General features: G+C 31.9%; 15 protein-coding genes. 8 read left to right on the top strand and 7 right to left on the bottom strand.

Annotation, left to right across the window (positions count from 1 at the left end):
- The first annotated feature begins 7 nt into the window (after positions 1–7).
- The 3 genes from ACVC3Y_RS05090 to ACVC3Y_RS05100 are packed head-to-tail and all read left to right on the top strand — an operon-like array spanning position 8 to position 2881.
- Positions 8–583, top strand: a complete 576-nt coding sequence (locus tag ACVC3Y_RS05090; protein WP_452226300.1) for a hypothetical protein — start codon at positions 8–10, stop codon at positions 581–583.
- Positions 580–1998 (top strand): DUF5723 family protein, encoded by a 1419-nt coding sequence (locus ACVC3Y_RS05095; protein WP_452226301.1) that lies wholly within the window; start codon positions 580–582, stop codon positions 1996–1998. The genes ACVC3Y_RS05090 and ACVC3Y_RS05095 overlap by 4 nt, the downstream gene beginning before the upstream one ends.
- Positions 1988–2881, top strand: a complete 894-nt coding sequence (locus ACVC3Y_RS05100) for a hypothetical protein (protein ID WP_452226302.1) — start codon at positions 1988–1990, stop codon at positions 2879–2881. The genes ACVC3Y_RS05095 and ACVC3Y_RS05100 overlap by 11 nt, the downstream gene beginning before the upstream one ends.
- Positions 2882–2893: 12 nt before the next feature.
- Here the strand turns inward: ACVC3Y_RS05100 and ACVC3Y_RS05105 are convergent, their stop codons facing one another.
- Entirely contained in the window at positions 2894–4171 is a 1278-nt protein-coding gene (locus ACVC3Y_RS05105) for a replication-associated recombination protein A (RefSeq protein ID WP_303425480.1), read from the bottom strand.
- Between the two features lie 119 nt (positions 4172–4290).
- On the opposite strand from ACVC3Y_RS05105, the gene ACVC3Y_RS05110 reads away from it, so the two are divergent.
- Positions 4291–5046, top strand: coding sequence for a rhomboid family intramembrane serine protease (locus ACVC3Y_RS05110; protein ID WP_303425483.1), 756 nt, complete (start codon positions 4291–4293; stop codon positions 5044–5046).
- 10 nt (positions 5047–5056) lie between these two features.
- Here ACVC3Y_RS05110 and rlmB read toward each other — a convergent pair whose 3' ends face one another.
- The 6 genes from rlmB to ACVC3Y_RS05140 all read right to left on the bottom strand — a co-directional run bounded on the left by rlmB (position 5057) and on the right by ACVC3Y_RS05140 (position 14212).
- A complete protein-coding gene (gene rlmB / locus ACVC3Y_RS05115) occupies positions 5057–5791 on the bottom strand; it encodes a 23S rRNA (guanosine(2251)-2'-O)-methyltransferase RlmB (RefSeq protein ID WP_303425631.1) in 735 nt (244 codons plus the stop codon).
- A 271-nt stretch (positions 5792–6062) separates the two neighbouring features.
- Positions 6063–6983 (bottom strand): hypothetical protein, encoded by a 921-nt coding sequence (locus tag ACVC3Y_RS05120; RefSeq protein ID WP_452226303.1) that lies wholly within the window; start codon positions 6981–6983, stop codon positions 6063–6065.
- Positions 6952–7818: a hypothetical protein gene (locus tag ACVC3Y_RS05125; protein WP_303425487.1), complete on the bottom strand. Its 867-nt coding sequence runs from the start codon at positions 7816–7818 to the stop codon at positions 6952–6954. Before ACVC3Y_RS05125 ends, ACVC3Y_RS05120 begins: the two co-directional genes overlap by 32 nt.
- A gap of 17 nt (positions 7819–7835) precedes the next feature.
- Positions 7836–9248, bottom strand: coding sequence for a SusD/RagB family nutrient-binding outer membrane lipoprotein (locus ACVC3Y_RS05130; protein ID WP_452226304.1), 1413 nt, complete (start codon positions 9246–9248; stop codon positions 7836–7838).
- 11 nt (positions 9249–9259) lie between these two features.
- Positions 9260–12397: a SusC/RagA family TonB-linked outer membrane protein gene (locus ACVC3Y_RS05135; protein WP_303425491.1), complete on the bottom strand. Its 3138-nt coding sequence runs from the start codon at positions 12395–12397 to the stop codon at positions 9260–9262.
- A gap of 120 nt (positions 12398–12517) precedes the next feature.
- Positions 12518–14212 (bottom strand): POTRA domain-containing protein, encoded by a 1695-nt coding sequence (locus ACVC3Y_RS05140; RefSeq protein WP_452226305.1) that lies wholly within the window; start codon positions 14210–14212, stop codon positions 12518–12520.
- Between the two features lie 181 nt (positions 14213–14393).
- Between ACVC3Y_RS05140 and rpsL the strand changes: the two genes are divergently transcribed.
- The 4 genes from rpsL to rpsJ are packed head-to-tail and all read left to right on the top strand — an operon-like array spanning position 14394 to position 17717.
- Complete coding sequence (rpsL, locus tag ACVC3Y_RS05145) at positions 14394–14768, top strand: 30S ribosomal protein S12 (RefSeq protein ID WP_008269190.1); 375 nt, start codon at positions 14394–14396, stop codon at positions 14766–14768.
- A 21-nt stretch (positions 14769–14789) separates the two neighbouring features.
- Positions 14790–15266 (top strand): 30S ribosomal protein S7, encoded by a 477-nt coding sequence (gene rpsG, locus ACVC3Y_RS05150; protein WP_303425496.1) that lies wholly within the window; start codon positions 14790–14792, stop codon positions 15264–15266.
- Positions 15267–15272: 6 nt separating this feature from the next.
- Positions 15273–17399, top strand: coding sequence for an elongation factor G (gene fusA, locus ACVC3Y_RS05155; protein WP_452226306.1), 2127 nt, complete (start codon positions 15273–15275; stop codon positions 17397–17399).
- 12 nt (positions 17400–17411) lie between these two features.
- A complete protein-coding gene (rpsJ, locus tag ACVC3Y_RS05160; protein ID WP_010181931.1) occupies positions 17412–17717 on the top strand; it encodes a 30S ribosomal protein S10 in 306 nt (101 codons plus the stop codon).
- Positions 17718–17779: the final 62 nt, after the last annotated feature.

A 17779-nucleotide genomic window follows, 5' to 3' on the forward strand; every position in this document is an offset into this window, starting at 1 on the left:
TTAATAGATGCTAAAAATTAGAGTAAAAACCCTTTGTTTTTTTTGTGTAGTTGGAGTCTTTCTTTCCAATTGTGTAAGCGATGTTGATTTTACACAAGCTGAAGACTTCGCAATTTCACCAACTTTAGATACTAGTATAATTTACTTTGAAGAACCTGCAAGTTCTTTTATAGACGAAAATGGAGTAGAGCAAACCATTGTTCGTGATTCTGTTACTATCGAGGTCTTTAACGATCCATTTACTGTAGATAATTTAATAAAAGCGACATTTTTATTTGAAGTAACTAATAGCATTAATAGAGCTTATCAAGCACAAATAGCATTTTTAGACGATGTAGATGTAGTACAACAAAGTTTTACTATTTCGGTAGATACTTCGCCAACAAACCAAGAAATACTTGTTGAGCATCTTGAAGTTTTTGAAAATGAATCCTTACAAGCCTTAAAACAAACTACAAAACTATTAATTACACTAACTTTATTACCAAGTGCAGATGGCTCCGTTTTAGATGAAAATACATTAGGAATGCTTAAATTTAAATCTAAAGCTACCTTTTATCTACTTATTGATCCCTCTACATGAAAAAAATAAGTTTGCTTTTATTTTTATCGATGTGTTTTGTCGGTTTTGCACAAAACAAACAGCTACTTTATGGCTTTTCTGAAATTCCGCAAAGTCTTCAATTAAATCCTGGAGGACAAATAACTAATGATTGGTATATTGGTATCCCTTTCTTGTCACATATACATGCAAATTTTGGTATGACAGGACTAAGCATTTACGATGTTTTTGCAGATGATGGTACCGATTTTAATACAAAATTAAAAAGCACTATTTACGCAATGAAAGAAACAGATTATTTTGCCTTAAACCAGCAATATGATTTGTTTTCAGGTGGTTTTGCGTTTGGTAATGGATTTATAAAAAACAAGTACCTTTCTTTTGGAATGTATCAAGAAACAAATGCATTTATATATTTCCCTAAAGATTATGCTATTTTAGCTTATGAAGGAAACCACGATAATATTAATAGAGTTTTCGATTTAAGCGATTTAAATGTAAGTGCAGAGTTACTTACTGTCTTTCATTTAGGATATAATAAAAAAGTAAATAATAAGTTTACTTATGGTGTTCGAGGAAAAATTTATTCTAGCATATTAGATGTTAAATCCATTAATAATAAAGGCACTTTTGTAACTACAGAAGTAGAAAGTAATTTTTTAAATCACGATTTTATTTTAGATTTAGAATTACAAACTGCAGGTTTGAAGAGTTTTTTAGATGACGAAAATTCAGATATTAGTCAGGATATGAAAACACTTATAAGTAGAGCCTTTTTTGGAGGTAATTTAGGAGTAGGAGTTGATATTGGTTTTACTTATAAACTAACAGAACAATGGACTTTAGAAGCAAGCATACAGGACATTGGTTTTATAAGTTATAAAAAAGATGTTGAGAATTTTAATTTAGATGGAAACTTAACTTACGAAGGTATAAATCCGTTATTTCAAGAATCGGAAGAAGGACAAACAGCCGAAGAATATTGGGATGCAGTAGCAACAGATTTCGAAGACTTATTTCAAGTAGATACTACTTATACGAAATACAAAACAGCAAGACCCATAAAGTTTAATGCTGCCTTACAATATGCATTTGGTAAAAAAAACAATCAAGAATGTAACTGTTTACAAGTAGAAGAAGATTACCAAAATAGAGTAGGAGCCCATTTATTTTTAATGCAAAGACCTAAAAAACCACAAACAGCATTAACAGCATTCTATTACAGAAACCTCTTTTCTAACTTTGGAGTTAAAGCTAGTTATACTCTTGATTCCTATTCATATACTAATTTAGGATTAGCACTTTCTGCAAATATTAGCGGATTACATTTTTACGTTGCTGCAGATAATTTATTAAAATATCAAAACCTAGCAAAAGCACAAAGTGTATCTTTGCAATTGGGATTTAATTATATATTTAAAAACAATGAAAAATAAAATCATCTTATTATTAATAATTTCAGTATTTACATTTAATAATGTAAAAGCGCAAACTAATATTAACAATTACAAATATGTGATTATTCCAAATACATTCGATTTTTTAAAAGAACCAGACCAATACCGTTTAAATACACTTACTAAACTTCTATTTCAAAAGTATGGTTTTACAAGTATGATGGAAGAAGATATATTACCAGATGATGCGATTTCAAATAACTGTCTTGCATTACATGCTAATGTATTAAGAGAACCTGGCGTTTTTAATTCTAAATTAAAAATACAACTTAAAGACTGTAAGAATAATATTGTTTTTACTAGTAATATTGGTAAGTCTAAAGAGAAAAGTTACGATGTTGCTTACAATTTAGCTTTGCGAGAGGCATTTAAATCTTTTGATACTTTTAAGTATCAATACGAAGAAAGTGAAACTATTTTGGCGTATGCTAAAAAGGATAAAGAACAAAATCAATCTGAAATTGAAAAATTAAAAGAAGAAATTAAAACTTTAAAAGAAGAAAAAGTAGCTGTAATAGAAGCGCCTAAAGAAATAGAAGAAGTAAAAGAAGTAAAAGAAGTTAAAAAAGTAAAAGAAGTTGTTCAAGCGAAATCCGAAGAAAAAGAAAGCATAGCATTAGTTAAATCTGTAGAACAAGAAAAGGAAAATTCAACTATTTTATATGCCCAAAAAATTGCGACTGGTTTTCAATTAGTAGATAGTACTCCAAATGTAGTTTACAAAATTAGAAAAACAGGAATGCCTAATGTTTACGTTGTGGAAGGTAAAGAGACTATACTCTATGTATTAGATAACAATTGGATTATAGAGTATTATGAAAACAATACGCTTAAAACAAAAAAACTAAATATTAAGTTCTAGATATACTAACAACTAATAGCCATATTTATCTTTCCATCGTTGTTTTAAAAACTCTCTATGTGCATTTTCTCTAGCGTTATTACTAGGATCATATAGTTTTGTGTTTTTAATTTCGTCAGGTAAGAACTCTTGTTTCGTGAAATTATTCTCGTAGTTATGTGCATATTTATAATTGTCTCCATAACCTAATTCTTTCATTAATTTGGTTGGTGCATTTCTTATTTCTAAAGGCACAGACAAATCACCAGTTTCTCTAACTAATTGTTGTGCTTTACCAATAGCTTGATATGCAGCATTACTTTTAGGAGAGCAAGCTAAATACGTTGCGCATTGGCTTAAAATAATTCTAGATTCTGGATAGCCAATAGTAGTAACAGCCTGAAATGTATTATTAGCTATAACTAATGCTGTCGGATTTGCATTTCCAATATCTTCACTGGCAGCAATTAATAATCGTCTAGCAATAAATTTTACATCTTCACCACCTTCAATCATTCTCGCTAACCAATAAACAGCCCCATTAGGATCACTACCTCGAATAGATTTAATAAATGCCGAAATAATATCATAGTGTTGTTCTCCTGTTTTATCGTAACGTACGGTATTGTTTTGTACTTTTTCTAAAACACTGTCGTTAGTAATTATAATTTTGTCGCTTTCTTCTGCATTTACAAGTAATTCGAAAATATTCAATAGTTTTCTTGCATCACCTCCTGATAGCTTCAATAGCGCATCTGTTTCCTTAAGTGTTATGTTTTTTTTAGAAATGTATTCATCTTTATCTATTGCACGCTTTAAAAGTGTTTCTAAATCGTTTTTATCAAATGCTTTTAAAATATAAACTTGACAGCGTGACAAAAGCGCAGATATAACTTCAAAACTAGGATTTTCTGTGGTTGCTCCAATTAATGTTATCCATCCTTTTTCTACAGCTTGTAATAAGGAATCTTGTTGCGATTTGCTAAACCTATGGATTTCGTCAATAAATAAAATGGGGTTTTTTGTAGTGAATAATCCACCACTTTGTTTCGCTTTTTCAATAACTTCTCGTACCTCTTTAACACCAGAGTTTATTGCGCTCAAGGTATAAAAAGGTCTTCCAGATTCATTAGCAATAATGTTAGCAAGAGTTGTTTTTCCAATTCCTGGTGGTCCCCAAAGAATTAATGAAGGTATCAAGCCAAGCTTTATTTGTTTGGTTAACGTACCATTTTCTCCAATTAAATGGGATTGACTAATATAGTCTTCTAAAGATTTTGGCCTTAAACGTTCTGCTAATGGTTCATTCATAATTGTAAAATTAATACATTCTTGTCAAGTCTTTAATTATATTCTATTTAAATTTTAATAGCAATATGACAATTTATCATTCTATAACAAAATGGATAGTAAATTGCTATCTTTAAAATATGCAAGATCAATTTAAATTTACAACCGGAGTTTTGGGGTATCCAATCGCATTTGTTTTATTGCTTTGGATTGTCTTTTGGTTTGAAATACGTTTCCATGTAAATTTAAATAGTCATGGTATTTACCCTAAAAGATTCTCTGGATTGCAAGGCGTGTTATTTAGCCCATTTATTCATTCCGGAATAAAACATTTGTATTCTAATACCATTCCGTTATTTATATTATCTACAGCACTGTTTTATTTCTATAGACCAATTGCTTGGAAAGTTTTGATTTATGGTATTTTAATTTCGGGGTTCTTAACTTGGTGTATTGGAAGACCTTCTTATCATATTGGTGCTAGCGGACTCATTTATGTTTTAGTTAGTTTTACTTTTTTTAAAGGAATCTTAGCCAAACATTTTAGATTAATTGCACTTTCATTATTGGTTATCTTTCTTTACGGAAGTATGGTTTGGTATACTATGCCAATAGAAGAAGGCATCTCTTGGGAAGGACATTTGTCTGGTTTAGTAACCGGTTTCGTTTTTGCTGTTGCTTTTAGGAAAGAAATAGCAAAACCTAAAAAATATGCTTGGGAGCAAAAAGATTTTAAGGAAGAAGAAGATGCTTTTTTAAAGCATTTTGATGAAAATGGAAACTTTGTAGCATCCATAGAAAATGAAATAGAAGCAGAAGGGCAATCTAATACCGATGTATCTAATACGGAAACAACACTACAGATTAATTATACCTTTAAAGAAAACAAAGAGTAGTTTTCCTAATTTATAAACGTTGTCTAATAGCTTCATATAAAAAAGCGCCACAAGCAACCGAAACATTTAAAGATTCAATTTCACCAAGTAATGGAAGTTTTGCTTTAGCATCTGCTAATTTTAAAACGGAAGGATTAATACCACGACCTTCGCTTCCCATTATTATAGCGCAAGGTTCTTTAAAAGAAACATCGAATATAGTATTCTCGGTTTTTTCTGTAGCTGCAATTACTTTTATGCCCGAAGCTTGTAAATAAAACATAGCATCTTTAATATGATCTACTTTACAAATAGGAATCTTAAATACTGCTCCAGCACTAGTTTTAATGGTATCTCCATTTACAGGAGCACTTCCACTTTTTTGAATAATTATCCCATCAACTCCAGTACATTCTGCGGTTCTTATTATAGCTCCAAAATTACGTACATCACTTAATTGATCTAAAAGTAAAAATAGTGGTGTTTTTCCAGATTCTATCACGTTTAGAACAAGATTTTCAATGTCATAAAATGCAATTGGTGAAATTTGAGCAACAACACCTTGATGGTTGTTTTTAGTAAATCGGTTTAATTTTTCAACGGGTACATAAGAAGTATTTATTCCTTGTTTTCTAATTAAAGTTTCTAATTCATGCGATAACTCTCCTTTAAGTCCCTTTTGAATAAAAACTTTATCAATAGCTTTTTCTGCATTTATTGCTTCAATAACTGCTCTTATACCAAATATTTGTGTGCTGTTTTCCATTGGTGTAAAGGTATAAAAAATCCACATCAACAGATGATGTTTTTTTTAAGATATATTTTTAGTTTTTATGATGAAGTAATCGATTAATTTATACCATATAACACTTCTAATTTTACAATAATTATTGTATTAATTTTGTAATCCTTTACAATTAATTAGTAATAGGTAAACTAGTCTTACAGAAATTGTTTTATATGGTATGCTTTCTTTATTTAAATAAAAAAACCACCTCTATGAGGTGGTTTTAAGTTATAAATAAATCTACTTTATATTATAAAGAAGATAATGTATAGTTGTAACCATTAGAAACTTCCATGATTGCCATTGCAGTTAAGAATGAAAAATCTGTTGCTCCAGCTAAATTTAATGTGTGCTCACTATTTGTAAGTGTACCACTACCAAAAAATTCTTGAGAGTAATCTAAAGTTAAAGGAATAGTATCCGTAAATCCTAATCCACTTAGAGGATTCTCATATAAATCAGCTAATAGGAAATAAGATCCATCTGCTAAACCAGAAACACTTCCACTTTCTGGACAGTCAGCAGTTCCAGCAATATAACCAAGAAGGTTACCAACACCATCTGCTAAAAGTAAATCGTAATCTACATCGCAAATAGAACTTAGAGCTAAATCTCCACTTTCAAATTCACCATCCCAAGATAAAGTTAAATCTAACACGTCGTTAATGAAATCATTCTCTATATCAACATTTAATTCATAAGAAGATACAGATACGTTAGGGCCATTTTCACCAGTTAAAACTAATGTTTCATTACCTTCAGCATCACCAGTTTTGTTAATTTCAATATCTACAGTTGCAGATGTTTGTAACGCAGGAATAATTAATTCATCCATTGTAAAATCATCAGCATCAGCTGTACTTGAACTTGCTATTTTAATTGGCACTCTTACTGAAATATTAACTGGCTCTGCAATGGTTGCAGTTAAAGTAACTACAGGTAATGCATCAGGATCTATAAGTGACTCATCGATTACAGTATTATTCATTGTACTAGATAAAGTAACTTGAGTAGTAGAAAACTCTAAGATAGAGTCTCCTGTATTATCATCACTATCACAAGCAGTAAAAATAACACCTGTACATAAAAGTAATGTAATGTTTTTAAGTATTTTATTCATTTTATTCATTTTGTTTATTTTACTGTTTAACATATGTAGAAGTGTACTCATTATTACCAGCATCAAAAGTAACTGTGTAAATAGCAACAATATCTCCATTAGCTTGAACCATACCATCAGCATGACTAAATACATCATTACCATAGAATCCTTGAGCTAATTTTTGCTCAGGAACAGTAATAGTATTACAAGTATCTTGGAAATTATAACCTTGTGTCGCTGCAGGAGCTACACCTAAACCACCTAAAACCCAAGTTCCAGTAGTTGCAGCATAATAATATCCAGGAGATACTTCTACTATTTGCTCAATTCCTTGTGGTCTAATAAAACCAGAAGTATTGTTTAAAGTAGTAACATCGTATGTACCAGATAAATCAGAAGCACAGTTAACAATAACAGAGAAGGTACCTAATGCATCATTGAAATAAGCAATTGATCCATCTGTTTTAAATAATTTTACTCTAAAAGTAAATTCATCACCAATACGAATGCTTTCTGAAGCTAAAGTTAAGCCAGAAGTATAATCAGCAATACTAGAATAAATTAGATTGAAAGGTAAAGTTGTAGTTTCTGCTGCAATAACCTCGTCGCTAACCGCATCCCCAGAAGTATGCGTCTTTACTATTTGAATTTTTTCTACTCCTTCAAGAGTTCCGAATTCTAATTTTAAATCGAAATCTAAGTCTGTAACAGTAAAATCAATACTAGCATCACTTAAGTCTGCTCCAGATTCAGGAATACCTAAAATTACTCCCGAAGAATCGTTGTTGTCTACTAAAAATCCAGCTGTACTTGAAGCTGTAATAGATTCAGAATCATCCGAATCACAACTAAACACTAAAAGTGTAATAGTTAATATTTTAAATATGTTTTTTAAATTTTTCATTTTTTCTTTTTTTTAGATTATTGCCAGAATAATGTAGAAGTTAATTCATCACCATTATTTAATGTAGCAGTAGCTGCTTCATAACTTGATTGGTTTAATGAAACTTCAGTAGTAGGATAATATAAACGTGTTGGAATTGTTGGGATATCACCTTCAACAGCTGGTGTTAAAGCAGGTACACCTGTTCTTCTCCATTCTGTCCATGATTCAAATCCTTGACCAAATAGAGAAATCCATACTTGTGTAGCGATTTTTTGTCTAGCATCTGCTTGACCAGTTAAACTAATTCCAGCTGCATAGGTTGCACCATCTCCAAGTCCGTTAAATTCGAAACTAGCAATGATACCTTCGTCCATATACATTTTAGCAGCAGTTAATCCACCACCAATTTTACCTTCATTAGCAGCTTCAGCCATTAACAATTTTAATTGAGAATGAGAAAGCATTACACCAGGTAAAGTAGGATCTAAATAAAAATCACCTAAAGGACTAATGTTTCCATAAGTATATCCTAAAGCATCGTTAGGTAAATCACTGTAACCTGCTGGTTTTCCAACAATGTTACCATCTGCATTTTCACCTGCATAAACTGCTAGTCTAGAATCGCTTAATCCAGAAAGGATATCTACAACTGGAGAACAAATCTTGTATTCAGATCTGTTACCATCTACAATAGTTTCATAAATTGGATTAGCATCCGGTGCTATAGCATTATAAATTATTTGAGCACTGTCGGCATTTGAAGTAAACATTTTACCTTCAGTCACTAGAGCTTGTAATTCTGCAGCAGAACCATTAGAACGCATTAAAGCTTTAAACTTTAAAGAGTTTCCAAATTTTTCCCATTTAGTTACATCTCCTGCATATAATAAATCAGAAGAGGCAGTAACATCACCAGAGCCAAATAAAGCATCTGCTTGGTTTAACATTGCAATAATACCTGCATATACTTCTTGAGAAGTACTATAAGCTGGTTGTTCAATTGCACTATCTAAAGCTTCAGCAAATGGTACAGGACCATATAAGTCTGTTAATAATTGAAATGCATTAGCTTGTAAAATTAATGAAATTGCTTGTAAGTTAGAATTACCTTCAGCTTCTGCTAATTCATACATTGATTTAGCATCACTCAATACATCTGCATATAGAGAATTCCATAAAGCATCTATATTACCACGTCTAGGAGAATAACGAGCTTCGTCGTTATACTGAACTTTAGACCAGTGTTGTGCCCAACATTCACCCATATCTCCTCCAATTTGAGCATTATAAATGATGTTTTGGTTCACTCTAATTATATTTCCTAATAATAAATGTGCAGGAATCTCTGTCGCATTATCAGGATCTGTATTTACTTCTTCAAAGTCTTTATCACAGCTAGCAATAACTAAGGATAAAAATAGAAGAAAAATTATTTTTGTATTTTTCATGTTTTATTTTTTTAAAATGATAAGTTTACATTAAAGCCTATTGAACGAGCAGATGGGATTTGACCAAATTCTTGTCCTTGCTCTCCGTTAGCACTACTGAAACCAGTTTCAGGATCTATATGAGGAACATTAGAATATAATAAAGCTAAGTTTCTACCTACAACTGCAAATCTAGCATTTGTAATAAAAGTGTTCTTCAATAAATTAGCAGGTAATGAATACCCTAAAGAAACAGATCTTAATTTAACGTAAGAAGCATCGAAAATTGAACTTTCTTCTACACCGTTACCAAAAGCTCTTTGGTTAAAAGCTTTAGCAGGAGCAACAACATTATTTGTTACATATCCTCCGTTACCGTCAGACATAACTCCGTTACCAATGATTCCAGTTTCTCTTCCTACAAGAGTTTCTTCTAATACACCTGCGTATCTACCCCAAGCGTAAGACATACTATGTAAATCTCCACCAATTTTAGCATCAATTAAAGTACTTAATGTAATACCTTTGTACTCCATATTTAAGCTGAAACCACCTGTCCAATCTGGAGCGATATCACCTAATACTTTATATTCTTGATCTATAACAGGTAAACCGTTTTCATAAATTACTTGTCCATCGTCATTTCTTTCAAAATCTCTTCCTACAAGAACACCATAAGCTTCTCCAGTTCTAGCTTCTAATCTAGCACCCCATTGACCACCTAGGATATAAGAATCAAGTCCTCCTAAAGAGATAACTTCGTTCTTGTTTTTAGCCCAGTTTAAATCAACTCCTAACTTAAAGTTATCATTGTCAATAATAGAAGCTCCTAAAGATAATTCGATTCCTTTATTAGACATTTCACCAGCATTTTTCCAAGCACTTGTTTGCCCTGTAGAAGCTGATAATTGAATAGGTAAGATTAAGTCTTCACTTAACTGATCGTAATATGTTGCACTAAATTTAATTTTACTTTTAAACATTCTTAAGTCTAAACCAGCTTCAAAACCAGTTACAGATTCAGGAGTTAAATCATCATTAAACCTTGTGTTAGGTGTAGATGCTAAATTTCCAAAAGCATTATTTGTTAAAGAATAAGTTTGGTTTAAGCTGTATGGTGTTAATGCACCAGTACTACCTACTTTAGACCAACCACCTCTTAATTTTAGGTAATCTATTTTAGCACCTTCTAAATCTACCATATCAGATACAATAGCAGATAAAGAAACAGAAGGGTAGAAGAATGAGTTGTTATCAGAAGGTAAAACTGAAGCCCAGTCATTTCTTCCAGAGAATTCTACAAATAAATAATCTTTATATCCAATAGAACCAAAACCATATACACTATTAATACGTCTGTTACTAGTTGTATTAAAATAAGTTGGAGTTGCACCAGTTTGAATATTAGATAAGTTATATAATCCAGGTAACTCTAATTGAGCAGCTTCACCAATTAAAGAAGAATAATTTCTTTTCATTCCGTTTGTACCTGCGTTTAGAGAAAAGCTAAAGTTTTCTGATAAATCTGTGTTATAAGATAATAATAACTCAATATTAGTTTCGTCATAATCTCTTTTGAATTCAGCATAATAACCATCAGGATTTTCGTTAGATCCTTGCGCTTTTATTCTTTTTTCAGATTGAGAATATTGATCTCTACTATATTTTGTTGTAACAGAAAATTTATCGTTAAAATCATAAGTAAAGAAAATATTACCAACAAAACGATTTTTATCAAAAGTGTTTCTGTTGTTTTCTAATACCCAGTAAGGATTGTTTTGGAAATTTGCATTCCAGCTTAAAGGTGTTCCTTCTGCTGCTGTACCTGCTGCTGCTAATGGTAAATTTCTCCAATCTTTTAAATCTGAAAAATTAACTTGTCTTGCAGACCAAATAAATTGTTGCATTGGGTTTTCATTAGTATAACCACCAATTGGTAAATTATCACTTACTGTATTAATATAACTTACAGACATTCCAGCATGGAATTTTTTTCCTAAATCCATTTTACCATTAAAACCTAGATTTAATCTGTTTAATTCTGTAAAAGGAACCATACCATCTTGTTCCGATTTACCTAAAGAAAATCTCATAGACCCTTTTTGACCACCTGATGTTACAGTAATACTGTTGCTTAAAGCTACACCTGTATCAAAAAAGTCTTTAACGTTATCTGGATGCGATACCCATGGTAAAGCTTGACCTCCATTTAACTGAGAATCCCATTGGATAAATTCTAATCCTGCATCTAAAGCTGGACCCCAACTTTCATCAACACCATCATTAACACCACCATTAGCACCATCAACAAATTCGAAATAGTAAGGATCTGCTCCTTGACCATATGAATTTTGGTAATCTGGTAATCTTAAAGGATTAGAGAAAGTTGCATTTGAATTTATATTAACAGAAAAAGAACCATCTTTATTGCTTCCTGATTTTGTTGTAATAACAATAACTCCATTTGCACCACGAACACCATATAATGCAGCTGCATTTGGTCCCTTTAATACAGAAATAGATTCAATGTCATCTGCGTTAATGTCAGAAGCTCCATTTGGTAAATCAGCTCCACCTGAAGAACCCGCACCACTATAAGATGAGTTATCTAATGGCACACCATCAACAACAAATAAAGGTTGGTTGTTACCTGTAATCGTAGAGTTACCTCTAAGTACAATTCTAGAAGAAGCACCTACACTACCTGAACTATTTGTAACTTGGATACCTGCAGCTTTACCAGAAAGTGCATTTACTAAGTTACCTTCTCTAGCTTCAGTAAGACCTTCACCGTCTACTTTTTGAACAGAGTAACCAATTGCTTTCTCTTCCTTCTTAATACCAAGAGCTGTTACAACAACTTCGTCTAAAGTATTGTCAGGTTGTAAAGAAACATCCACTTTACTGGAAGCTCCTACAGATTGAGTTTGGTTTGCGTAACCAACATAACTAAAAATTAAAACATCTCCTTGTTTTGCTGTAATTGAATAATTACCATCAAAATCGGTTGATGTCCCAGTAGTAGTTCCTTGAATAATTACTGTTGCCGTTGGAAGAGGCAACCCGTTTTCATCAGAAACTGTTCCTGAAATTGTTTTTTCTTGTGCAAACGTAAATTGCACAACAAACGCCAGTAATAGCGTTAAAATTCCACTAAACTTTGTTTTCATTTTATATTTTATTTGAATTAGTCTATGCCAAAAATCATAATAAAAAGTTAATAAAACAATAATAATTGGTTAAAATTTTGATTTTTTTTTCAAAACCCTGCTTCAAACCCTAATAATATGCTAAAAAATAGCCGTTAAGCTTAAGTGAATTTTAGAATTAGAAAACTGGAATTTTTGATTTTCGCTTTTGCCATTTGCATAATTAAATTTTAGCAAACCAGCTTTAGTTAATAACCCAAAACCAAATCCAAATCCATATAATTTTTCCCTTTGATTTGTTAGGTCATTTTCTAAATAGGAGAAGTCTATAATAGAATGAATATATAGGGAGCTGCTTAATTGGTATCTGTATTCTGTGTTTGCTAGTGCGTAAAGTGAAGCAGTGAGGCTGTTTTCTTCAAAACCTCTAATAGAGTTAATGCCACCAAACCGAAATAATTCATTTTCTAAATAATTGTTAGAAAACAAGCCGGAACTATTAATTCTTATATAAGCACTATTTTTATTGTTTAGATTGAAAATTTTAAACGCATCAATAAAAAATTGCGTTTGGTTTTCAGATGTATTTAAGTAGCTCCTCTTACCATTGCCTAACTCTAAAGCTAGTAAGAGGTTTCTGTTAAAAAGCACATTGTTTTGAAGTTTGCTAAATGTAAATTTCACATTATACATGTTGGAGTTGTAATCTTGTATCTCTGGTTGTGCATTTTCTTCGTCTAATAAATTGTTAGAATTTGTACTGTTTAAACCAAAATGAATACTTGCTTGTGGATTTATTTGGTAAAATAATTTAGCAATTTGGTTTACCGTTGTAAAGGAGGAGTCTTTCTTAAATATTTGCAATCCTACTTCTGCCCCAATAGGAGAATTAAATAAATATGGTAGATTTAGATTTGCGTTAAATGTTTTCTGTTCATTTTCATCGCTTTTATATATTAGTTGAAAAGACTCACCCGAGTTTAGGTTGTTATTTAAATTTAAATTAAGATATCCATTAAAATCAATCTTGTTAGTAGTCTCATTCGTTCCAAAGCCTAAAAAACCATCAAAGTTATTACTTTTCGATTTTTCTACATATAAATATAGTATAGTGGAATCTTTTGTGAAAAGTGCTTCAGGATCTTTAATTTGATTGGCAAATTTTAATTCTTTTAAAGCTTCGTTTTTATTTTTTATTTCTGAAAGATTAAAAAGGATGCCTTTTTTTAATTTTAAATAATGCTTCAAATAGGACTTGGGGAACTTTTCATATCCTTTTACTATAATTTTGTCTACACTTCTTTTTTGTATGACTTCTTTTAAAACTAAAGAAGCCTCTAACGAAGTTTTGTTTTTTATTGTAATGTTTTCAAGTTTCAGTTCACTAAACGGAAAACCTAGATCGCTAATTTTTGAGTTTATGTAATAAAGAGAAGTTTCTATGTTGTTAAAAGGTAAAACAAAATAATCCTCGTATACACTATTAGAAATTTGTTTAAGAATAGATTTGTTGATTAATTCCTCCTTATAATATATATCTATTTCTTTGTATAAGTTTTTTAAATGAAAAAGCCCTAAGTAAGTTGAGTCATTTTCTTTCTTTAGATCTTTTAATTTATTTTCAATGTAGCCTGTTTGATAAAGTTTTTTTTGAATGGAATCCAGTTCGTCTGTTATTCCATTTAAATCTATATGGCTTTTTTTGTAAGAAATAGAGTCTAATACCGAAGTTTCCAAATCTGTTTCGCCAATAATATTTAAATATAAGTTTTGGCTAATTGCTTCCGAATAGAATAAAGTAGTTATTGTAAGTAGAAAGAATAATGATTTATACACGGTAATAATTGCAATTTTTTTATTGTGTAAATCTAACGGAAAAACAACAGTAATAATATAGTTTGAAACCTAATTTTTAATTTTAGTGAAAAATTAATGTACTGGTGTTTGATTTTTTCAAATTAATTCCTACATTTGCAGCCCTCTAAGAAGAGGATTTAAAAAATTATATATAATATATATGCCAACAATTTCACAATTAGTACGAAAAGGAAGAGCCAAAATAACCAAGAAGAGTAAATCGGCTGCTTTAGATTCGTGTCCACAAAGACGTGGTGTGTGTACTCGTGTTTATACGACGACACCTAAGAAACCAAACTCAGCAATGCGTAAGGTAGCAAGGGTTCGTTTAACAAACGGTAACGAGGTTAATGCATACATTGGCGGTGAAGGTCACAATTTACAAGAGCACTCGATAGTATTGGTTAGAGGTGGAAGGGTAAAAGATTTACCAGGAGTTAGATATCACATTGTTCGTGGTGCCTTAGACACAGCAGGTGTTGCAGGTAGGACGCAACGTAGATCTAAGTATGGTGCAAAACGCCCTAAGAAGTAATTTAAACTTTAAGAAGAAGACATGAGAAAAAGAGCAGCGAAAAAAAGACCGCTTTTACCAGATCCTAAATTTAACGACCAGTTAGTAACTCGTTTCGTTAATATGATGATGTGGGATGGTAAGAAGTCTATAGCTTTTAAAGTATTTTATGATGCAATAGCAATTGTAGAAGAAAAGAAAACAGACGAAGAAAAAACAGGTTTAGAGATTTGGAAAGACGCTTTATCTAACGTTATGCCTCACGTAGAAGTACGTAGTCGTAGAGTAGGTGGTGCTACATTTCAAATACCAATGCAGATCCGTCCAGACAGAAAAGTATCAACAGCAATGAAGTGGCTAATTAGTTATGCTCGTAAAAGAAACGAGAAATCTATGGCGCAACGTTTAGCATCTGAAGTTTTAGCGGCAGCTAAAGAGGAAGGAGCAGCTGTAAAAAAACGTACAGATACGCATAAAATGGCGGAAGCAAATAAAGCATTCTCTCACTTTAGATTTTAATAAGAAATGGCAAGAGATTTAAAATATACAAGAAATATAGGTATTGCGGCTCATATTGATGCTGGTAAAACAACAACAACTGAACGTGTGCTTTATTATACAGGAGTTTCACATAAAATTGGTGAGGTGCATGATGGTGCTGCAACAATGGACTGGATGGAGCAAGAGCAAGAAAGAGGTATTACAATTACTTCTGCTGCAACTACTTGTACATGGAAATTCCCGATAGAAAACGGAGAACCAACACCGGAGACAAAAGGATATCATTTTAATATTATTGATACTCCTGGTCACGTAGATTTTACTGTAGAGGTAAATAGATCATTACGTGTATTAGACGGTTTAGTTTTCTTGTTTAGTGCAGTAGATGGTGTAGAGCCACAATCTGAAACTAACTGGAGATTAGCAGATAACTATAAAGTACCAAGAATTGGTTTCGTTAATAAAATGGACCGTCAAGGGTCAGACTTTTTAGGAGTTTGTCAACAAGTAAAAGATATGTTGAAATCTAATGCGGTGCCAATCGTTTTAAATATTGGTGACGAAGAAGATTTTAAAGGTATTATAGATTTAGTAAAGAACCGTGCTATTGTATGGCATGATGCTACTCAAGGAGCTACTTTCGATGTTATCGAGATTCCTGAGGATATGAAAGAAGAAGCTCGTAAATATCGTGCACTTTTAATTGAAGAAGTTGCAAGTTATGATGAAAATCTTTTAGAAAAATTCATGGAAGATGAAGATTCTATTACAGAAGAAGAAGTGCATGCTGCACTTAGAGCTGCTGTAATGGATATGGCAATCATTCCTATGATTTGTGGTTCAGCATTCAAAAATAAAGGAGTGCAGTTCTTGTTAGATGCTGTTTGCCGTTATTTACCTTCTCCAACAGATAAAGAAGGTATCGTAGGTGTAAACCCAGATACAGAAAAAGAAGAATTACGTAAGCCAGATGTAAAGGAGCCTTTCGCTGCTTTAGCTTTTAAAATCGCTACAGATCCTTTTGTAGGACGTTTAGCGTTCTTTAGAGCATATTCAGGTCGTTTAGATGCAGGTTCTTATGTGTTAAATAACCGTTCAGGTAAAAAAGAGCGTATTTCGCGTATTTATCAAATGCATGCAAATAAGCAAAATGCAATTGATTTTATTGAAGCTGGAGATATTGGAGCTGCTGTTGGATTTAAATCTATCAAAACAGGAGATACACTTTCAGATCAAGAGCATCCAATTGTATTAGAATCTATGGATTTTCCTGATCCAGTAATTGGTATTGCTGTAGAGCCTAAGACTAAAGCGGATGTAGATAAACTTGGAATGGGACTAGCTAAATTAGCTGAAGAAGATCCAACATTTACAGTTCGTTCTGACGAAGCTTCAGGGCAGACAATTATTTCAGGAATGGGGGAACTTCACTTAGATGTAATTGTAGATCGTTTAAAACGAGAGTTTAAAGTAGAAGTTAATCAAGGGCAACCTCAGGTTGAATATAAAGAAGCAATTACTGCTTCTGCTGATCATAGAGAAGTTTATAAAAAACAATCTGGTGGTCGTGGAAAATTTGCTGATATCGTATTTACTATTGAACCAGCAGATGAAGGTCAAGTTGGACTACAGTTTGAATCTGTAATTAAAGGTGGTAATGTTCCTAAAGAATTTATCCCTTCTATTGAAAAAGGATTTAAACAAGCAATGGTAAACGGACCATTAGCAGGTTTTGAAGTTGATGCTATGAAAATTACTTTAAAAGATGGTTCATATCATGATGTCGATTCAGATCAATTATCTTTTGAATTAGCAGCTAAATTAGGTTTTAAAAACGTAGCAAAAGCAGCTAAAGCTGTAATTATGGAACCTATCATGAAACTAGAAGTTATCACTCCAGAAGAAAATATGGGTGATATTGTAGGTGATTTAAATAGAAGAAGAGGACAAGTAAGTGATATGGGGGATAGAAATGGTGCAAAAACTGTAAAAGCTACTGTACCATTATCGGAGATGTTTGGATATGTAACTACATTAAGAACATTATCTTCAGGTCGTGCAACATCAACAATGGAATTTTCACACTATGCTGAAACTCCTAAGAATATATCTGAGGAAGTAATCGCTGCTGCTAAAGGAGAACAATCTTAAAAAGTTAAGAAAATGAGTCAAAAAATTAGAATAAAATTAAAGTCTTACGATCATAACTTAGTAGATAAGTCTGCTGAAAAGATTGTAAAAACAGTAAAAAGTACTGGTGCTGTAGTAACTGGACCAATTCCATTACCAACACATAAGAAAATTTTCACTGTATTACGTTCACCACACGTAAACAAGAAGTCTAGAGAACAATTTCAATTAAGCTCTTATAAGCGTTTATTAGATATTTACTCTTCATCTTCTAAAACAATTGACGCCCTAATGAAATTAGAGTTGCCAAGTGGTGTTGAAGTAGAGATCAAAGTTTAAGTTTAAACTTACATGTCCTTAACGATGGTTAAGGAAAAACGGTAAAAATACAATTCAAGGCT

It is taken from the genome of Lacinutrix cladophorae (assembly GCF_053604645.1).